Below are 18,980 nucleotides of genomic sequence, written 5' to 3'. Positions count from 1 at the left end.
TTTAATTTCTCTCCCCCAAAATAGATTCCAGTATAGCCATCCTAACATAAACACCGTTTTTTATCTGCATAAATATTCTAGAACTTGCATATTCAATTAGTTCGTCTGCAATTTCAACCCCTCTATTAAAAGGTGCAGGGTGCATTATTATGGCTTTCTTTTTCATCCGTGATGCCCGGTCTTCCGTCAAGCCGTATTGTTCATGGTAGTTTTCCTTATTAAATACAGTACCGCTTCCATGCCGTTCATGTTGAACTCTCAGCAGCATTACAACATCACTCGTTCCAATTACTTCTTCCCAATCACTTACAAATTCGAACTCTCCTGCCCATTCAGGTGGGCAAAGAAATGTAACATTAGCCCCTAATCTTGTAAGTGCGTATGCATTCGATCTTGCAACACGGCTATGTACGATGTCCCCTGCTATCAAGACATTCAATCCTTCGAACGATCCAAACTCTTCTTTAATTGTAAATAAATCGAGGAGGGATTGGGTTGGATGCTGACCCGATCCGTCGCCTCCGTTGATAATTGACACATTTGTCTTTCCAATAAGCTCATCGTAAAAATCCTCTTCTGGATGGCGAATGACAAGTGCATCAATTCCAATTGCTTCAAGTGTTTTTACGGTGTCATACAGTGTTTCACCTTTTAATGTACTTGAAAATCCTGTTTCAAAAGGTATCACTTCTAAACCTAATTTTCGTTCTGCCATTTCAAAACTCATTTTTGTTCGGGTGCTGGGTTCGAAAAATAAATTACTAATGTAATACTTCCCAGGCAATTCGTGAACGCCATTATTTTTAAACGTTTCTGCACGTTGAAGCAAGCTCATTATTTCCGTTTCAGTTAGTTCCTTCATTGACGTTAGATGCTTCAATTGAATTCCCCTTCCCTTCATTCAACGAACGATATGACAATCCATTTTTTATTCAGCCTCGTCTACAAGTGTTTCTTCTGTTCTTCCCGGTAATACAAGGTTAAGTACAACTCCAACTATTGCGGCAAGAGCCATTCCTTCTATTTGAAATGTTTCACTAAATTTAAGGGTCGCTCCACCGATTCCAATTACAAGGATGACAGATGAAATGACCAGGTTTCTTTGATTCCCAAAATCGATTTTATGATCTACGAGCATACGTAGTCCCGATGCAGCAATAATTCCAAATAATAAGATTGAAATTCCCCCAAGCACAGCTCCTGGGATCGTATTGATAATTGCCATTGCTTTGCCCATAAACGAGAAGGCAATTGCTAGTACGGCTGCTCCAATAATGACTGCGACACTAAAGACTCGCGTTATCGCAAGCACGCCTATATTTTCACCGTATGTAGTTTTCGGTGGTCCACCAACTAAAGAACTTAAAAACGTCCCTATCCCATCACCTAGAATTGAGCGATGAAGTCCTGGATCTTTTATGTAATCACGCTCTACAATTCTTCCCAATACAAGTTGGTGACCAATGTGTTCAGAGATTGTTACAATTGCAATCGGCACCATAATTGCTAGCAAACTCCATGTCACAACGAAGTCGTAATGAATACCCGGAATAAGCATCTCAGGAACACTAAACATAGCCGCTTCTTTTACAGGTCCATAATCTACAATTCCGATAAATATCGAGTATATATATCCAGCGATTAGCCCTATTAAAATCGGCATTAAGCTGATAAGTCCTTTGAAAAATATGACGCAGATAATTGCTACAGCAAGTGTAATAAGTGCTGCCGAGAAGTGAAGCAAACTATATTCACGAATGCCGTTTCCGACATCAATTGTACTTGCATTCATAATCGCAACTGGCGAGAGTGCTAGTCCAATTACTATGATGACTGGTGCAACAACAATCGGTGGTAAAATTCGCATGATAAATTGATGGCCCGTCTTCCATATTAGCAATGAAATGAGCGCATATACTGCGGCAACAAACATACTTCCGATCATTGCACTCCCAATTCCACCTTCTTTTGTCGCAATTTGGATGGGGATGATAAATGCAAAGGAGGAGCCAAGATAAGCTGGAACTTTAAATTGTGTAATTAAGATAAATACGATTGTTGCAATTCCACTTGTCAGCAACGCAATTGCAGGGCTTAAACCTACTAATTGTGGAACTAATATAGTCGCTCCTACCATCGCAAACATATGTTGAAAACTTAATGTGAGTAACCTACCGAACTTTGGTGTTTCATGTACATCTAATACTTTTTCAGCCAAGACCTATCTCCCCAGTACCAATTATTTTTGCTTCAGATATATAGAAACACTGTCGCTTCCGTCCGTTTCTTCTACTTTTACGACGACCTGTTCTTCATTCGACGTTGGAATATTCTTTCCAACAAAGTCCGGTCGGATTGGTAATTCTCTGTGACCTCTATCGACGAGTACAGCCAGTTGGACTGTTGCTGGACGCCCAAGATCCATAACTGCATCCATTGCTGCCCGTACCGTTCTGCCCGTATACAGGACATCATCGACCAAAATTACTTTCATGCCCGTCACATTATGCTTAATATCAACCTGTTGTACAAGAGGTTCCTTGTTGTCGTATTTCATAACAAGGTCGTCCCTGTATAATGTAATATCAAGTTCTCCCGAACGTATTTCTACGCCCTCAATTCTTTCGATTTTCTCTGCTAACCTTTTAGCAAGAAAAGCACCTCTCGTTTTAATTCCAACAAGAATACAATCCGAAACGCCTTTGTTTCGTTCAATGATTTCATGTGCTATTCTCGTTAGTGCTCTGTCAATTGCCTGTTCGTCTAAAATATTTGCTTTTTCTATTCCCAAAACAAAAAACCTCCCTGCCAGATGGCGGGAGGGTATACATGCAGAAAAATACGTACACTAAAATTGCGCGCAGCAATCCTAATTGTACTTCCGTGCAACCTTCCCAGCCTCTCTGGACTGATTTTAAAGGTATCGCTATTTAATTACTTTCTACAGTATACGGTTTATGATTCCGTATTGTCAATGGTATTCCGAACTTTTTCAACAGTTTCCAGAAAATCTTCGGGCGGAGCGGATGTAAACTCCATGTACTCGCCTGTTCTAGGATGCACAAACCCTACTGTACCTGCATGCAACAGTTGTCCACCAAAATCGAGCGTCTTTTTCGGGCCATATTTAGGATCTCCCGCAAGTGGAAACTCGATGTATTTCATGTGGACACGTATTTGATGTGTACGACCCGTTTCGAGTTTACATTCAACTAATGTAAAATTCCCTAACCGTTCCAATACTTTAAAATGAGTAACTGCATGCTTACCACGATCTGTTACAGTCATATTTTGTCGCTCTCTTACATCTCTGCCAATCGGCGCTTCGATAGTTCCATTATCATGTGGAATATGCCCGTGAACAAGTGCTGTGTACACACGAGTCACAGAACGATTTACTAATTGGTCTACTAACGAAACGTGCGCCTTGTCATTTTTCGCTACCATCAACAATCCAGATGTATCTTTATCGATTCGGTGCACAATACCTGGACGAAGTACGCCATTTATTCCTGAGAGGTCTTTACAATGGAACATTAGACCGTTAACGACTGTCCCTGATGCATGACCAGGTGCAGGATGTACGACCATGCCACGAGGTTTATTCACAACAAGTACATCTTCATCTTCGTAAACAATTTCTAAGTTTAAATCCTCAGCTACTACATCTAACACTTCTGGCTCTGGTTCCTCTACCGTAACAACATCACCGATTTTCACTTTATAATTCGGTTTAACACGTTCATCGCCAACCAATACAAATCCATCTTTTAACCACAGCTGAATTTGACTTCTTGACCAATCCGGTTGAATCGTAGATAGAGCCTTATCAATTCGTAATCCTTTGTATTCTTCCGTTATTTCAATTAAATTTTTCTCCATTAAGACACCTTTTTCTTGTTCTTTTTTTCATCAACAATAATATGAACGATTACTAGAACTACACCAACTGTTAGCGCTGCGTCTGCAACATTAAATATTGGAAAATCATAATTTATAATCGGAATCAGTACATCTACAAAATCAACCACTTCTTTGCGCCACAGTCTATCTATGAAGTTTCCTATCGCTCCACCGAGTAATAGCATTAAACTTAGACCAAATAGCGGATATCCTTTTGCCTCTTTGTGAAAGTAATAAATTATACCTCCTGCAACAACAACTGTCACAATATAAAAAAGCCACATTTGTCCCTCAAGCATTCCCCATGCTGCACCTTTATTTCGATGCGAAAAAAGAGCTAAATAAGGTTCTAGTATTTCAATTCTTTCCCCAAGATTCATGTTTTTTACAACAAGCCATTTTGTTAATTGATCAAGAAGGACGACAAGTGCCGCCAGTCCGTAGTATAAAAACATTCCCAATTCCCCCGTCCGACAGATTCCTTTCTATTTTACCACATTTCACATACAGAAACTGTTATTCCTCATTCATCTTCTTTCAACGAAAGTCTGAACTTCTTGGAAAAGATAAAAAGAAGTGGCTCCCACAATCTTTCGAAACAGATTGCGAGAGCCACTTCGTGTTGGTCAAATTACTCCGTCATTGTTGTGTAGTAAGTTTTCACTACGTCCGCACATCTTGCACAAACTTCCGGATGCGTGTCGTCACTTCCGACTGTTTCAGAAATTGTCCAACAACGATCACATTTTTCACCTGGCGCTTGTTCAACAAGTACACACACAGTATCTAACTTTAGTGCTTCTTCAGGTGCATCATTTAATTCACCTTCAGTAAACTTAGATACGATGAAGAACTGAGCGAAGTCAATATCACTCACCTTGAATACATCTTTCAATGATTCTGGAACGAAGATAGTTACTTGAGCTTCAAGAGACTTCCCGATAACTTTTTCATTACGAGCTACCTCAAGCGCTTTAAGTACATCATCGCGAATCAGCATAAGCGTATCAAATTGTTCGACAAGCTTTTTCGCTTCTTCACCGAAGTCTTGAGCTTCAGGCATATCTGTCAACTGCACACTTTCTTCTACTACATGCTCAAAATGTGACCACATTTCATCTGTAGTGTGTGGCAAGATTGGCGTTAGAACTTTCACTAACGACATAAGTGTTTCATGCATAACCGTTTGCATTGCACGGCGGTGTGCGTGGTCTTTATGTTCGATATATACAACATCTTTTGCAATGTCTAAATAGAATGAACTTAACACACCCGTTACAAAATTATTTACTGCATGATAAACCCCTGCAAATTCATAATTTTCATATGCCTTGCGAACATCAGTGATTAGATCTTGCAACTTGACATAAACATATTTATCCACAGGACGTAGATCTGCAAATGCTACGCTGTCTGTCGTAGAATTAAAATCAGATGTGTTTCCATGAAGAAAACGGAATGTGTTTCTGATCTTACGGTAAACTTCGGAAACTTGCTTAAAGTTGGAATCAGACACTCGAACATCCGCTGTATAATCGACAGATGATACCCATAAGCGAAGAATATCTGCGCCCATTTGGTTCATCACTTTAGCTGGAACGATTGTATTCCCTAATGATTTACTCATTTTACGACCGTTCTTATCTAGCGTAAATCCATGGCTTAGAATGCCCTTGTATGGTGCGTGCCCGTTGATAGCTACGCTTGTTGTCAATGAAGAGTTAAACCATCCACGGTATTGGTCCGACCCTTCCAAGTATAGATCGGCAGGATACACTAGATCGTCTCTATCATCGAGTACACCTTGGTGGGATGAACCCGAATCAAACCATACATCCATAATATCTGTTTCTTTTGTGAAAACACCGTTTGGACTTCCTTCATGTGTAAATCCTTCTGGAAGTAAATCGATTGCTTCACGTTCAAACCAAATATTAGAACCGTTCTCTTTAAACAATTTCGCTACATGAGCAATTGTTTCATCCGTAATAATCGATTCTCCGTCTTCCGAATAAAATACCGGAATTGGAACTCCCCAAACACGTTGGCGAGAAATACACCAGTCTCCGCGATCACGTACCATATTGAATAAGCGAGTTTCTCCCCATGCAGGTGTAAACTTCGTTTCTTTAATGGCACCGAGCAACTCATCTCTAAATGTTTTAATCGAAGCAAACCACTGTGCAGTTGCACGGTAAATTACAGGTTTTTTCGTTCTCCAATCATGTGGATAGGAGTGCGTGATAAACTCAAGTTTTCTTAATGCTCCAACCTTTTCCAATGCTTCTGTTACAGCTTTGTTGGCATCTTCGTAAAATAACCCTTCGAAACCTGGAGCTTCATCTGTCATTACGCCTTTATCATCGACTGGACAAAGTGCATCGATTCCGTATGCTTGAGAAACGTAAAAGTCCTCTTCACCATGACCAGGTGCTGTATGAACACAACCTGTTCCTGCATCTACTGTAACGTGATCTCCGAGCATAACGAGTGAGTCGCGGTCGTAAATTGGATGTTTTGCAACGACACGGTCGAGTTCTGAACCTTGTAATTCGCGTTCAATCGAATAGTCTTCCCATCCAATTTCACCAGCAACAAATTCTACAAGATCTTTAGCAATCAAGAATTTCTCTTCTCCTACTTTTACGATTACATACGTAAATTTAGGATGTACTGTAATACCTAAGTTTGCTGGAATCGTCCAAGGCGTCGTCGTCCAGATCATGAACTGAACGTCTTCTTCAATAACGCCCAAGCCATTTTTTACTGGGAAGCTAACATAAATTGAAGCTGATTTTTTATCGTGGTACTCAATTTCCGCCTCAGCCAAGGCTGTCTCACTTGATGGCGACCAGAATACAGGCTTTAACCCTTTATAGATGTAGCCTTTCTTTGCCATTTCACCAAAAACTTGAATTTGACGTGCTTCGTATGCCGGCTTCAACGTAATATACGGGTTATCCCAATCTCCACGAACGCCAAGACGTTTAAACTGCGTGCGTTGACTATCGATTTGACCAAGTGCATATTCTTCACACATTTTACGGAACTCCGCAATCGAGTGATCTTGTCGCTTCACACCCGTGTTAACAAGTGCCTGTTCGATTGGTAGACCGTGTGTATCCCAGCCAGGAACATAAGGAGCATTATAACCAGTCATCGATTTATGACGTGTGATCATATCTTTCAACACTTTGTTCAGAGCGTGTCCCATGTGCAAGTCACCATTCGCATATGGAGGGCCGTCATGTAAAATAAACATTGGACGGTCCGCATTTTTTTCTTGGATTTTTTTATAGAGATCCGTCTCTTCCCACTTTGTTTGCATTTCAGGTTCTCTATTCGGTAAATTTCCACGCATCGGGAAATCTGTTTTCGGCATTAATAATGTGTCTTTGTATTCCATTTCATATTCCTCCTTGAAGTACACTAATTTTAAATTAGTATCAATAAAAACATAAAAAATCCCCGTCCCTATAAAAAGGGACGAGGAGTTATTCTCGCGTTACCACCCTACTTGCAACAATTTAATCGGTAAATTGCTGCCACTCAGACACCATAACGGGGTGTTACCGGGACTCACGAAAACGTATCGCTGTCCAGCTCCAGAGTGATGTTCGTTTTTATCTTGCTGACTGGGCTCGCACCATCCCCAATTCGCTTGACGCAATAATAAAAAGTACTGTCTCTTTCGTCGCTTATAGTAAATATATATACCTAATTATATGTCTGTGTAGTCGTATAGTCAAGTTATGGGTTCCCTATATCCTTCGTGAGCTAGCTAGCTTATGCCCACACGAAGTGGGTCATGAAGTCGTCAAGCGCTTACGCTTTTCTTATTCACTCGTCGCTAGTTCAATTGGTTCTTTATCTATTTCAGTTTCCAATAAACGATCCCAATCATCAGCTTGTATTAGATCCAATTGAGCTTCAATCAACATGCGGAAACGACTCCGGAAGACTTTGGATTGTTTTTTCAAATCATCAACTTCCATTGAAATTTCACGTGCACGAGAAAGCGCTTCGTTCACGATGCGATCTGCATTTTTCTCAGCTTCTTTAATAATTAATTGAGATTCTTTGGTAGAGTTTCTACGTACATCTTCAGCGGCTTCTTGAGCGATCAATATAGAGCTATGAAGTGTTGCCTCTATAGAATTATAATGAGTTATTTGTTCTTGTGATTGTTTCAAGTCACTTTTCAATGTCTTGTTTTCTTCAAGTACGTTTTCATAATCCTTCAACACTTGCTCTAAAAACTCATTTACATCATCTTCATCATAACCTCGGAACATAGAACGTCCAAACTCTTTATTATGTATATCAAGTGGTGATAAAGCCATCCAACGCATCTCCTTTTTACATATTCTTTCTTCATTATACATGTAGAGGCTATCAATTACAGCAACTTTCTACACTGTTATCAGAAAAGTCATTCTAACTTACCAATTAACAGACGAATTTTGTCTTTTTTCGTTCTTCCTTCAATCGCAATCACTTTAAATCTGCCCGAACCTCGGATGGATAAAATATCCGATTCAAATAATTCATATGCCGGCTGATTGCGAACTGTCCAATTCACTTTAACTTTCTCAGTGTGAATCAGTTGCGTTGCTTTTTGTCTTGCCATGTTTACTATTGCAGCAATAACCGTATCAAGTCTCAAGGAACTTACTATATACAGTGACTCTGTCCATACATCATCCAGTATAATTAAAGCTTCCAAACTGCTTAGTTTTTCCACAGTCACTTTGGCCTTACCAATTGAAGTGAAATTAGCCGTCATATAATCTTTCAACTCATTAGCAACTGCAAATTGCACTTCGTCCTCACCAATTCGAATGTCTCCAAATTTAGAGCGTTCAATTCCTAGTGACATCATTGAACCGAGAACGTCCTTATGATCCATAGAGAGGAATTTCGATGCATATTTCACTTTAAATACCGTTATTTGATAATCGTTAGGTTCAGGGACATAATATTCAGGATATATTAGGACCCTAACGCGTTCCGCTTCAGGAAACACCCCATATGCTTCAAATAGAAGCCCAGAACCTGCAGCAAGTGATTCTACTATAAATCGCTGCCGAGGATCCAAAAATCCGGTTAATTTAGGTGAATATGTATCCTCAACTTCACGTATCCAACCGACAGCCATTTCTATATAGGGTTGCTCATCTTTTCTAAAATGTTGCATGACTGATTCCATGACAATCGCTCCTTAAACAAAAACCCTCACTATCGTGAGGATTTAACTTATTGCTCTAATGATCAAAATAAATACATTGTGAACTCCTTCTCCAATAAAACGTAATGCGAATATCGCTACAATTGGAGAAATATCAATCATGCCTAAAGGCGGGATGAACTGACGGAAAAAAGCCAAATACGGCTCGACTACTTTACCTAACATTTGGCCGAATTTTGTTTCACGTGTCGAAGGCACCCAAGACATTAATATATATATAATTAATAAAAAACTATAAATCGAAATTGCATTCACTACTAAACTTTGTAGAAGTATTAATAAATTAACCATTATTAAACGTACACCTCATTCAGTTTCTATTGTTCAAAAAAGTCGGATATTGCTCCGTCAACTTCTACATTTTCTGGGACACAAAGAAAGATATCTGTACCTATTCGCTGAATATCCCCACCAATTGCATACACCGTACCACTTAAAAAGTCGACAATCCGAATTCCTTGTTCCCTGTCAATGCGTTGCAAATTGACGACGACTGCACGTTTTCCTTTTAAGTGCTCCGAAATGTCTTGAGCTTCGGCATAGACACGTGGTTCTACCAAAACTACTTTAGATGACTTCTGTAAACTTTGAAGACTTACGACATTGGCCGCTTGTGGGGATTCGTTAAAGTTCTGCCTACGCTGTCTGGACTGCTTTGGCTGTGGTTGTGGTTGTGGCTGTACCTTCTCCTTCACGGGGCGTGGTTCTTCACGTTTTCGATTAGCCGAAGATTCGATATCTTCTTCTTCATCAAGGTAAAACCAACTCTGAAATTTATTTTTCAGACTCATTTGTCTCCCTCGCTTTCTGTACCGACTAAACTCGTACCTATTCGAACGAACGTTGCTCCTTCTTCAATTGCGATAATATAATCATTCGACATACCCATAGATAATTCTGTGCATGGGGCGTGCTGAAGTTGTTTTGATGCAATTCCGTCCCGTAGGATTCTCATTTCACGAAAAATAGAACGAATTATTTCTGTGTTTTCTATATTTGGGGCCATTGTCATAAGTCCGACAACCTGAATTTTATCGAGAGCTGCTAACTCTGAAATAAAGTCCTCTAATTCTTCAGGTGTAACTCCCGATTTAGATTCTTCACCCGAAACATTTACTTGTACAAAACACTTTATCTTTTCAGTTGCACGTTTCTGAATTTCCTTCGCAATATTTATTCGATCAAGAGAATGTAAATAATCGATACGATCTACAATAGTTCGAACCTTGCGGCTTTGAACGTTTCCTATAAAGTGCCAAATAACACCTTCAGTAAGATCTTCCTGCTTTTCAAGAAGGTTTTCAGAACGATTTTCACCAAGATTGATAATGCCTAGTTGTCTTACTTCTTCTGCTCTTTCCGAAGATACACTTTTTGTTACCGCAACAACTTTGACGTCTGTTCGCTCTCTACCTGACCGTTCACATGCTGAAAGTATTTCTTGTTCGATTGTTTGTATACGTCCTTGAAGTTTGCTCAATCTAATCACTACTTTTCATCAATTGTTCCTTTCATTGTAACAACCTAACGCTTACTTATCAATGGAAAGTCACTTTTTGCCCTCTTTTTTACCAACTAGAACAATATCTTTTCCAATTACAGTAATATCCTGCAGTCGAACTTTTTTGGTGTTCTTTTCCTTCCCGTCAAAAAATATACTTCTTTCTCCTTCACCGATGTGCAAGCTTTCTACTTTTCCGTTTACAATATCAATCGTTGCATCTTGGACATATCCAAGAAATGCTCCCTTTGTTGCATCGATGACCTCTTTTTTTTGAATCTCAGAAAATTTCACGGAATTCCCCCTTTATAGAAATATATGCAGTATAAAAAAACGCAATGCATAGAATGCACTGCGTTTTCTCTATACTACTTCCTGTATACCTATAAATCTTGATCCATCCCACTACGAATAATTTGAACAGCATTTTTTTCCAATCTTGAAATTTGAGCTTGTGAAATGCCTAACTCTTTTGCAATTTCAGTTTGTGTTTGTCCTAAATAAAATCGTTTTGAAAGGATTGTTTGTTGTCTTTCATCCATTGATGAGAGCGTTTCTTTTACTGAGACGTAGGTCGACCAACGATCTTCAGATACTGTCTTATCTTGAAGTTGATCCATCATAAAGACAGGATCACCATCTCCCCCATTAATAGGCTCGTGAAGTGACATTGGATCTTGTATCGCATCTAATGCAAGCAGAATATCTTCTTCTGGAATGTCAGTAGCTTCAGCTAAATCCGAAAGTCTAGGTTCTCTTTGGTGTTCATTGATAAAAGCCTCTTTGGCTCTCATCGCTTTATATGCAATATCTCGAAGAGACCTGGAAACACGTACTGCGTGGTGATCTCGTAAATGCCGTTTTATTTCTCCCATAATCATCGGAACTGCATAAGTAGAAAATCGAACATTATGCTTCAAATCAAAATTATCGATGGACTTTAATAGACCGATGCAACCGACTTGAAACAGATCGTCTGCTTGCTCGCCTCTATATGCAAATCGTTGAACGAGGCTAAGAACTAGGCGTAAATTTCCTATAACAAGCTCTTCCCTTGCTGAATAATCGCCACTCTGTAGCCTGATAAATGTCGCTTTCATCACTTCATTCGTAAGAAGTGGCAACTCGGCCGTATTTACACCGCATATTTCAACTTTTGTACGTACCATTCGCTTTTCCTCCGCATTCTGTAGATGACTTTACAAAGTAGTCTGTCCGCAGCTTTGAAGAATATGCGAAGAATAACGCCTCCAATTTCAACCATTATGCGATTGGTTGGTTTAGTCTTTCACGCAACTCAATAATTATTTTTTTCTCTAATCGTGAGATATAAGACTGTGAAATTCCCAGTAGTTCCGCAACTTCTTTTTGAGTCATTTCTATTTGACCAGTTAAACCAAATCGACATTCCATAATATATTTTTCACGGTCATCTAAAATACGAATTGCCTCAATCATATGCTGACGCTCTATTTTCTTTTCAACATCATTAATAATAATATGCTCATCTGTGCCAAGAATATCAGATAGCAACAACTCATTCCCATCTGCATCGGAATTTAAAGGTTCGTCAAAAGATATTTCCGAACGAAGTCGGTTCGTTTTTCGTAAATGCATTAGAATTTCATTTTCAATACATCGTGATGCGTAAGTGGCAAGTTTAATATTTTTATCAACCTTAAATGTTTCAATTGCTTTTATAAGTCCAATTGCTCCTATACTAATTAAATCTTCGATGTGTGTATTCGTATTATCAAAACGACGAGCGATGTAAACGACGAGTCGTAAATTTTTCTCGATTAGAGTATCGCGTGCATTCATATCACCGTTCATAAATGCCTGTATTGTAATAGCCTCTTCTTCGCGTGTCAGTGGTTTAGGAAGAGATTCATGACCACCAATATAATAAACCCCATCTTTCTTCTTGAAAAAGCTAGCAATCTTCGCCATCCATTTTTTTAATTCATGCAACACTTACATTTCCCCTTTCTTCATTTAATGTTTCCATTGCAGATACGTGCAAAATTGCTCCAGCACCGTCCGGATAACGACGATCACTCTTGGTTAACACAATATATCCTGGTTGAAGTTTTTTTCCCTCCCCTACAATCCACTGATCGAATTTAAACCCGACAACCCACGATTGCCCCTGGACAGTTTGAAGTCGAATGAGTCGCATACCGCTCTTAAAACGAACGGGAAAGTCAGATAAATTTGGTGAGTCACTCGGGTTCCACGTTAACAATGGCTCTTTCAAATCCTCCGGAATTTTTGACTCCATTATATTCCAAGAAACAAAATGCACAGGATTTCCAGATAGTGGTTCAGTGCATCCATTTCCTGTATCTACAAACACATCGATTTTAATGGCGGCTCCCCAAATTCGAAGGATCGAGTTAGCTGAAAGATCTGACATACGTTGCACTGTTCTAACGTCTAACCATTTGTTTTTCAGTAAATATAAAGCGATATACATAGCAATTGCATAAATAGCGATCATGCCCCAACCAGAAAGTGTATGGACCTGTGATTGAAAAAAAGTTAACATTCCACCGGCAAATAATGCTCCAACCAAAACTAGTACGACAGACTTCTTCCAAGTAGTAAATCGAATTCCAAACGCACATACTGTCATTCCAACGAACGAGACAAGCATCACTAGGTTAGAACCCGGAAAGAAAGTTACTGGCGTTGCACCAACAAGTGAAGCGAGTAGGAGACGTCTTTTTGAAGTTCCGATGTTGCCTACTTTGTTTGCAAATGAGAGTACTGCGAAATTAAACAGCATATTTACACCGATAATAACTTCTCCATACATAGTCTGCCCTCCCTAGTAACAACAATAGCACCTGCCAAATGCAATGTTTGTCAGACTGAGGGAGAAAGTTCAGTAAAAAAATCGACAAATAAAGTATAAGGGAAAGGATTGGCTTCTACTTTTTCCCGAGGATGCTTATTTCCTCTCGGTCTTTCCTATTTTTTAAAACTCTAATATAAATAGTTTGTAGAAACCACTCGACTTTTAACCTTACGTTGGATACTCACAAACTAGAAGTATTTATGTGAAAACAAAAAAATCTTCTTTTCATCCTAATTGGACAAAAAGAAGATTTCACTCAAACTATCTTATTTATTTACGGCGTTGTCTATTTCTTAAAAATGTCGGTATATCAAGAGCATCTTCTTGATGCCCGCCTTGCGAACGAGTTGGTTCAGGTTCTTCTTTGTACTGCTGTTGCTCTTCTTCACGTTGACTGCGAACCGGTTGTTGTGGTTCACGTACTGAAGGACGAGATGAGCCTGCTCCAAAACTTGAAGTTCTAGTTGGACGCGCAGATATTAGCTGCTCTTCATTGAATCCTGTCGCAATAACAGTGACAATGATTTCATCTTTCAAGTTATCATTTATTACCGAACCAAAGATCATATTAACATCTTCATCAGAAGCCGAAGCAACAATATCTGCAGCTTCTTGTACTTCAAATAGACTTAAGTTCGAACCACCTGTAATATTCATCAAAACACCTTTTGCACCATCAATTGATGTTTCGAGTAATGGACTTGAAATAGCTTTCTTTGCAGCTTCAGAAGCACGATTTTCTCCTGTCGAAACACCGATTCCCATTAGCGCAGATCCTTTGTTTGACATGATTGTCTTCACGTCAGCAAAGTCCAAGTTAATAAGTCCTGGCACAGCAATCAAATCAGAAATACCTTGTACACCTTGACGAAGTACGTTATCCGCTTCACGGAATGCTTCAAGCATAGGAGTATTTTTGTCTACAATTTCAAGTAGTTTATCATTCGGGATTACAATAAGTGTATCTACAGACTCTTTCATTCCTGTGATTCCACCAATTGCTTGTGTTTGTCGTTTACGTCCTTCAAACGTAAATGGACGAGTAACCACACCCACTGTTAATGCACCAAGATCTCTAGCAATTTGTGCGATAACGGGAGCTGCACCTGTTCCTGTCCCTCCACCCATTCCTGCAGTGACAAAGACCATATCTGCACCGCGTAATGCTTCTTCAATTTGTTCTTTGCTTTCGTCAGCTGCTTTTTTCCCAACTTCTGGATTAGCACCTGCACCTAAACCTCTTGTTAATTTATTGCCTATTTGTAGTTTAACTTCTGCAGATGAAAGATTTAGTGCTTGGGCATCTGTATTCACCGCAATAAATTCTACACCCTTCACACCATGTTCTATCATTCTGTTGACAGCGTTATTTCCTCCACCACCAACTCCAATTACCTTAATAACTGCAAGCTGGTCAACATTCGTATCAAACTCCAGCATTTTCTCTCCTCCTAGTCTATCTACCTATTAGTCTCTGTTCACCTAGATTACTTATTCGAAAAAGTTGTCAAAGATACTTTTTGCTTTGCTTAATACACCCTGTTTTTTTGCTTGTTTCACATCTGATTGCTTATTTCTATGACTAGTATTCTGTGAGCTAGTTTCAATCGCTTTAACTGGCGAGTCGTTGGAAGGTTTCCCAAAGAACTCTTCCTGCATATGTGCATATCGGATAAGCCCCACAGCCGTAGCATACATCGGCTCACGAACTCCGATATATTCAGGTATATGAACCCGTACTCTTGTCTTCATTACATGTCGTGCTAATTGAAGAATACCATCAATTTTAGTGATTCCGCCAGTTAATACAATTCCACCTGGTAAATCACGCACACCTAAGCGATACAACTCTTCCAGAACTAAATCAAATAGTTCCTCAAGTCGAACCCCTATAATTTCCGATATGTATCTTTGACTATATTGATCTTTAGTATCAACACCAATAACTGAGACTTCAAAAAGTTCGTCATCTGATGCATCATCATAAAATGCATGACCATATTGATGTTTAATTTTTCTTGCTTGTTCAGTCGGTGTCTTTAATATAATGGATAAGTCTTTTGTGATATGGTCTCCACCTACCGGAACAACTGAAGTCGATAAAAGCCGATCTTCACCAAATACTGCAATCGTAGTGGAACCTCCACCAATATCTATAAATGCAGTACCATGATTTTTTTCGTCGTCTGTCAATGCGAACGTTCCAGTTGCAAGTGGTTGTAAGTAGATTTCACGTATTGAGAGCCCCGCTCGTTCAACACAACGCAAAATGTTGTGCAATAGGGTTTTTGAAGTTGTAATGAGCGTGCCATCCATCTCTAAACGAACACCAATCATTCCACGTGGATCTTTTATTTCACCATAATCATCCACAATAAATTGTTTCGGAATAATATTGACGATTTCTCTTTCAGGTGGAACAGACATCACTTGAGCTGATTTCATAACCCGTTCTAAATCTTCATCAGTAATTTCTCTGTTTTCACTATTTACAGCGACAACACCTTTAACATCTTGAAGAACTACACCATTTGATGGTATTCCAAGAATAACTTCATGGATTTCCATTCCAATCATTCGTTCAGCCTGATCAACCGCTTTCCTAATTGATTGTACGGTAGCATCGATATCGATAATTGTACCTTTTCGTATACCTTCTGACTGGACATTACCCACTCCTACTACATGAAGAGTCCCGCTATCCACTTCACCAATTAGTACTTTGACTGACGATGATCCTATATCAAGTGAAACATATAATTCTGATTGGCTCAACGATCGACACCTCCTTTCCAACTCTTACATCCCATTCTATTGTATTATAGGTGGCTTGTCTAAATAATTTCGACATCTTCTACTCAAACCCTTTCATTCGGAAGCATTTGTATTAGAAACCTTTCCTCGTTCCGTCCATTTCGTGAGAAGTATCCTACGAATTACTGCTATATTTTGAAATAATCGAACCCCAAATGCAAACACAGCGGCAAGATAAAGATCGACTCCTAAATGCACTCCCAAAAAGGCCAGTGCTCCTGCCAAAGCGATGTTGAAAAAGAATCCGGAAACGAATATCTTATCGTCGTACACTTGTTGCATGTAAGCGCGGATCCCTCCGAAAAGTGTATCTAGCGCTGCTAATACTGCAATTGATAAATAGTTACTGTATACTTGGGGAATTTCAATATCTGATAAAAGACCAAGCGAAATCCCAAGTATTAGTCCAAGTAAAGGTAACCACATTGTCATTCCCCTTTCGGTATTTCATTCAGATATAAGTTATCATATTTCTCTATCCAGCCTCTCATTTCAATGTCGGCTTTTGGTTCACCTATCGAAACAGTTAAATTATCAAGATAAAAATCATCAAATATTGTAGATGAAAGTAAATAATTATATAGTTTTTCACTGTCTGCATAAGTAGATGTAATAATTTTAATCTGAAATGGTGGCGTCGATACATTTAGTCCATTAACAGTTGTTTTCCCATTAATATCTCTTATAGCACTTAATGTTGTATATCTTTTACCATCGATTTCAAGAAATAGTGCCTTTTGTTTATTTACTTCATTTACAAAGCGAGTGAGGAGATCTGGTGAAATACCGTCAATTGGAATACCATACGCAATACTTTCCTGAGATGGATGGACATCAATCACTATACCTGGACCTTTAGCATCAACCATACCTGCCTGGTAGTATAGCTTGTCCACTGTTTCCTCGAGCGCTTTTCCTGCATTTTTTTCTTCCGATGATTCATACGTAGTAATGGTTTTATCGAGTTCACGGATTTCAGTTAACAGTTCTGAGTGCAGCTGTTTCTCAGTTGACAGTTCATTACGAATTGCCCAGATATCTCTTGTATCCCGCTCTTTCGGATCTTTTATCGTATTGTACTGGACGGCTATCATAAATCCAACAATAAGGAGTATGATTGTAAAGTTCCAATTTATTGTATTCTTCATTCAGCCTCCTCCTACTCAGTTTTTGTCTCTAAGTGCTGATAATTGAATTTCTTTTGACTGCTCGGTCGTAACTACAATATTTTCCGAAAGCAAGCCATCAATTACTCCTCCCTTTAAATAAAGTGCAGCTGAGAGGACTTCTGAATCTCCTATCGCCTCGATTGAGAACGGTTCTGGGAACGTCTTGCCGTCCACTGTGATTACCGGACCAGAGCATTTGATGTATGAGGTAGCCGTAAGCCTTTGGCCGTTAATAGCTATCCCCTGAGCCCCTGCAATCCACAACTCATTGATCACCTGAAAAACGTGGCTTTCATGAACAATGTAATCATTTGGATTTTGATCTACAGGATTGTACTCAGCATCCTTTAGCATCACTTTTATGCCCGGTCCAACCGTCGGCACAACACCAAGCAACAAGCGAAGATCCCTAGCTTCTTCGACGAGCTCGGCATGATCTTCTTCTCTTGTTGAGAAAGAATGCTCGAATTCTCGAATTACCTCCTGCTTGGCGGCGATTTCATCGGTCAATTCTTTGTTCCGCTCTTTTTGAAGACTCAAGTCTTCCCGATATTTTTCCTCCTGAATAAACAAGGCGGATTGAAAATGTTCGGGCTGACTATTTTTCCCCAGTGTTTTATACGAAAATGCAAGAATAAACCCAAGAACAAGGAACACGATAGAAAATAAAATATGTCTACCTCTTTTACGATAGTCTTCACTCATCTTCTTCGACAATTTCTTCCTCCTGACCTAAACCATATACTTCGCTAAATGGGATGAAATATGTACCTACTTCCATATCAATCACACCTTTTTCTAGACCTTCAAGTTGTGCTGTGATGTCAGGGTAATAATCCATTTTTTTAGAAAATGTCGGGATGATTGCCCGAACTTCATATCCATCATCCATATAAACCGTTACATTTTCATCATTTTCTTCTGTACCTGTAAACTTGACTTGGGAAATTAGATGAAAAACATTTTGATCCATTTTTGTTAGCTGTATGCTCATTTGCTTTCTAACTTCGGGAATTGTAAAACCTGTTAATATCGGAACATCTGCCTCTGGTGAAAGAATCTCACTTTGAAATAGTTCCCCATTCTCCAACAATAAGCTGTAGGTTTCTCGCTCTTCTATATAAGCAATCGAATCCCATTCTTCTACTGAAATATCAAGAAGGTTCGGCCACTTTCTAGATATAGACGCCTCCTTCACAACATCGATCCTACTTATTAATTCCTCAACATCTCGGGGTTTAAACCCCCATAGCGATTGGCCTATTGAAAGTTGACTTTGCTCCTTATAATACTCAGACTCGTTTAGGATTGCGCCTTCAATGGAAATACTCTTTACTTTACTAAGTGGGGACTGGAAATAAAAAATGATGAGAAGGACTGATACGAATAACGTTAAAACGAATAAAAACTTCTTATTTGTTTTCCTTCGTCTTTTTTCACGCATAGATGGAATTCTCTCTTCAATATCAATTACTTTTTTCACAG

21 protein-coding genes and 1 other annotated feature are annotated in these 18,980 nt (G+C 39.2%); all 21 genes read right to left on the bottom strand.

Annotation, left to right across the window (positions count from 1 at the left end; genetic code table 11):
• Position 1: 1 nt before the first annotated feature.
• Positions 2-880 carry an aspartate carbamoyltransferase catalytic subunit gene (locus ACXYMX_RS01875; RefSeq protein WP_459042514.1) on the bottom strand — a complete coding sequence of 293 codons (879 nt, stop codon included), beginning with the start codon at positions 878-880 and terminating at the stop codon, positions 2-4.
• A 48-nt stretch (positions 881-928) separates the two neighbouring features.
• On the bottom strand, positions 929-2,218 hold the full coding sequence (locus tag ACXYMX_RS01870; RefSeq protein ID WP_459042513.1) for a solute carrier family 23 protein: 1,290 nt from the start codon (positions 2,216-2,218) through the stop codon (positions 929-931).
• Between the two features lie 21 nt (positions 2,219-2,239).
• Positions 2,240-2,785, bottom strand: coding sequence for a bifunctional pyr operon transcriptional regulator/uracil phosphoribosyltransferase PyrR (gene pyrR / locus ACXYMX_RS01865; protein ID WP_459042672.1), 546 nt, complete (start codon positions 2,783-2,785; stop codon positions 2,240-2,242).
• Between the two features lie 170 nt (positions 2,786-2,955).
• Positions 2,956-3,882 (bottom strand): RluA family pseudouridine synthase, encoded by a 927-nt coding sequence (locus ACXYMX_RS01860; protein WP_459042512.1) that lies wholly within the window; start codon positions 3,880-3,882, stop codon positions 2,956-2,958.
• A complete protein-coding gene (gene lspA / locus ACXYMX_RS01855) occupies positions 3,882-4,358 on the bottom strand; it encodes a signal peptidase II (protein ID WP_459042511.1) in 477 nt (158 codons plus the stop codon). Before lspA ends, ACXYMX_RS01860 begins: the two co-directional genes overlap by 1 nt.
• A gap of 176 nt (positions 4,359-4,534) precedes the next feature.
• Positions 4,535-7,309, bottom strand: coding sequence for an isoleucine--tRNA ligase (gene ileS / locus ACXYMX_RS01850; protein WP_459042510.1), 2,775 nt, complete (start codon positions 7,307-7,309; stop codon positions 4,535-4,537).
• A 73-nt stretch (positions 7,310-7,382) separates the two neighbouring features.
• Positions 7,383-7,607: a binding site (T-box leader), on the bottom strand.
• A gap of 132 nt (positions 7,608-7,739) precedes the next feature.
• A complete protein-coding gene (locus ACXYMX_RS01845; RefSeq protein ID WP_459042509.1) occupies positions 7,740-8,246 on the bottom strand; it encodes a DivIVA domain-containing protein in 507 nt (168 codons plus the stop codon).
• A gap of 89 nt (positions 8,247-8,335) precedes the next feature.
• Positions 8,336-9,112: a YlmH family RNA-binding protein gene (locus tag ACXYMX_RS01840; RefSeq protein ID WP_459042508.1), complete on the bottom strand. Its 777-nt coding sequence runs from the start codon at positions 9,110-9,112 to the stop codon at positions 8,336-8,338.
• Between the two features lie 42 nt (positions 9,113-9,154).
• Positions 9,155-9,442, bottom strand: a complete 288-nt coding sequence (locus ACXYMX_RS01835; protein WP_459042507.1) for a YggT family protein — start codon at positions 9,440-9,442, stop codon at positions 9,155-9,157.
• Between the two features lie 26 nt (positions 9,443-9,468).
• Positions 9,469-9,942 (bottom strand): cell division protein SepF, encoded by a 474-nt coding sequence (locus ACXYMX_RS01830; RefSeq protein ID WP_459042506.1) that lies wholly within the window; start codon positions 9,940-9,942, stop codon positions 9,469-9,471.
• Positions 9,939-10,631, bottom strand: a complete 693-nt coding sequence (locus ACXYMX_RS01825; RefSeq protein WP_459042505.1) for a YggS family pyridoxal phosphate-dependent enzyme — start codon at positions 10,629-10,631, stop codon at positions 9,939-9,941. Before ACXYMX_RS01825 ends, ACXYMX_RS01830 begins: the two co-directional genes overlap by 4 nt.
• A 69-nt stretch (positions 10,632-10,700) precedes the next feature.
• Positions 10,701-10,946: a PRC-barrel domain-containing protein gene (locus ACXYMX_RS01820; protein ID WP_459042504.1), complete on the bottom strand. Its 246-nt coding sequence runs from the start codon at positions 10,944-10,946 to the stop codon at positions 10,701-10,703.
• 89 nt (positions 10,947-11,035) lie between these two features.
• The gene (sigG, locus tag ACXYMX_RS01815; RefSeq protein ID WP_459042503.1) at positions 11,036-11,821 is read right to left on the bottom strand and encodes an RNA polymerase sporulation sigma factor SigG; all 786 of its coding nucleotides are present in this window, start codon (positions 11,819-11,821) and stop codon (positions 11,036-11,038) included.
• Between the two features lie 94 nt (positions 11,822-11,915).
• Positions 11,916-12,623, bottom strand: coding sequence for an RNA polymerase sporulation sigma factor SigE (gene sigE / locus ACXYMX_RS01810; protein WP_459042671.1), 708 nt, complete (start codon positions 12,621-12,623; stop codon positions 11,916-11,918).
• The gene (locus ACXYMX_RS01805) at positions 12,616-13,470 is read right to left on the bottom strand and encodes a sigma-E processing peptidase SpoIIGA (RefSeq protein WP_459042502.1); all 855 of its coding nucleotides are present in this window, start codon (positions 13,468-13,470) and stop codon (positions 12,616-12,618) included. Before ACXYMX_RS01805 ends, sigE begins: the two co-directional genes overlap by 8 nt.
• Before the next feature lie 312 nt (positions 13,471-13,782).
• Positions 13,783-14,952 (bottom strand): cell division protein FtsZ, encoded by a 1,170-nt coding sequence (ftsZ, locus tag ACXYMX_RS01800; protein ID WP_459042501.1) that lies wholly within the window; start codon positions 14,950-14,952, stop codon positions 13,783-13,785.
• A 51-nt stretch (positions 14,953-15,003) separates the two neighbouring features.
• On the bottom strand, positions 15,004-16,287 hold the full coding sequence (gene ftsA / locus ACXYMX_RS01795) for a cell division protein FtsA (protein WP_459042500.1): 1,284 nt from the start codon (positions 16,285-16,287) through the stop codon (positions 15,004-15,006).
• Between the two features lie 93 nt (positions 16,288-16,380).
• On the bottom strand, positions 16,381-16,752 hold the full coding sequence (locus ACXYMX_RS01790; protein ID WP_459042499.1) for a small basic family protein: 372 nt from the start codon (positions 16,750-16,752) through the stop codon (positions 16,381-16,383).
• A 2-nt stretch (positions 16,753-16,754) separates the two neighbouring features.
• Complete coding sequence (locus tag ACXYMX_RS01785) at positions 16,755-17,474, bottom strand: DUF881 domain-containing protein (RefSeq protein WP_459042498.1); 720 nt, start codon at positions 17,472-17,474, stop codon at positions 16,755-16,757.
• A 15-nt stretch (positions 17,475-17,489) separates the two neighbouring features.
• Entirely contained in the window at positions 17,490-18,212 is a 723-nt protein-coding gene (locus ACXYMX_RS01780) for a DUF881 domain-containing protein (protein ID WP_459042497.1), read from the bottom strand.
• A complete protein-coding gene (locus tag ACXYMX_RS01775; protein WP_459042496.1) occupies positions 18,193-18,978 on the bottom strand; it encodes a cell division protein FtsQ/DivIB in 786 nt (261 codons plus the stop codon). Before ACXYMX_RS01775 ends, ACXYMX_RS01780 begins: the two co-directional genes overlap by 20 nt.
• Positions 18,979-18,980: the final 2 nt, after the last annotated feature.

It is taken from the genome of Sporosarcina sp. CAU 1771 (assembly GCF_054482775.1).
Note: the sequence above shows the minus strand (reverse complement) of the source record. Positions and strands in the feature narration are given on the sequence as shown.

Coding starts and splice junctions, on each gene's coding strand:
- ACXYMX_RS01785 (WP_459042498.1), bottom strand. CDS start 17,474: ATGAAGAATACAATAAATTGGAACTTTACAATCATACTCCTTATTGTT.
- ACXYMX_RS01790 (WP_459042499.1), bottom strand. CDS start 16,752: ATGTGGTTACCTTTACTTGGACTAATACTTGGGATTTCGCTTGGTCTT.
- ACXYMX_RS01805 (WP_459042502.1), bottom strand. CDS start 13,470: ATGTATGGAGAAGTTATTATCGGTGTAAATATGCTGTTTAATTTCGCA.
- sigG (WP_459042503.1), bottom strand. CDS start 11,821: ATGGTACGTACAAAAGTTGAAATATGCGGTGTAAATACGGCCGAGTTG.
- ACXYMX_RS01860 (WP_459042512.1), bottom strand. CDS start 3,882: ATGGAGAAAAATTTAATTGAAATAACGGAAGAATACAAAGGATTACGA.
- ileS (WP_459042510.1), bottom strand. CDS start 7,309: ATGGAATACAAAGACACATTATTAATGCCGAAAACAGATTTCCCGATG.
- ftsZ (WP_459042501.1), bottom strand. CDS start 14,952: ATGCTGGAGTTTGATACGAATGTTGACCAGCTTGCAGTTATTAAGGTA.
- ACXYMX_RS01845 (WP_459042509.1), bottom strand. CDS start 8,246: ATGGCTTTATCACCACTTGATATACATAATAAAGAGTTTGGACGTTCT.
- ACXYMX_RS01830 (WP_459042506.1), bottom strand. CDS start 9,942: ATGAGTCTGAAAAATAAATTTCAGAGTTGGTTTTACCTTGATGAAGAA.
- ACXYMX_RS01835 (WP_459042507.1), bottom strand. CDS start 9,442: ATGGTTAATTTATTAATACTTCTACAAAGTTTAGTAGTGAATGCAATT.
- ACXYMX_RS01840 (WP_459042508.1), bottom strand. CDS start 9,112: ATGGAATCAGTCATGCAACATTTTAGAAAAGATGAGCAACCCTATATA.
- lspA (WP_459042511.1), bottom strand. CDS start 4,358: ATGTTTTTATACTACGGACTGGCGGCACTTGTCGTCCTTCTTGATCAA.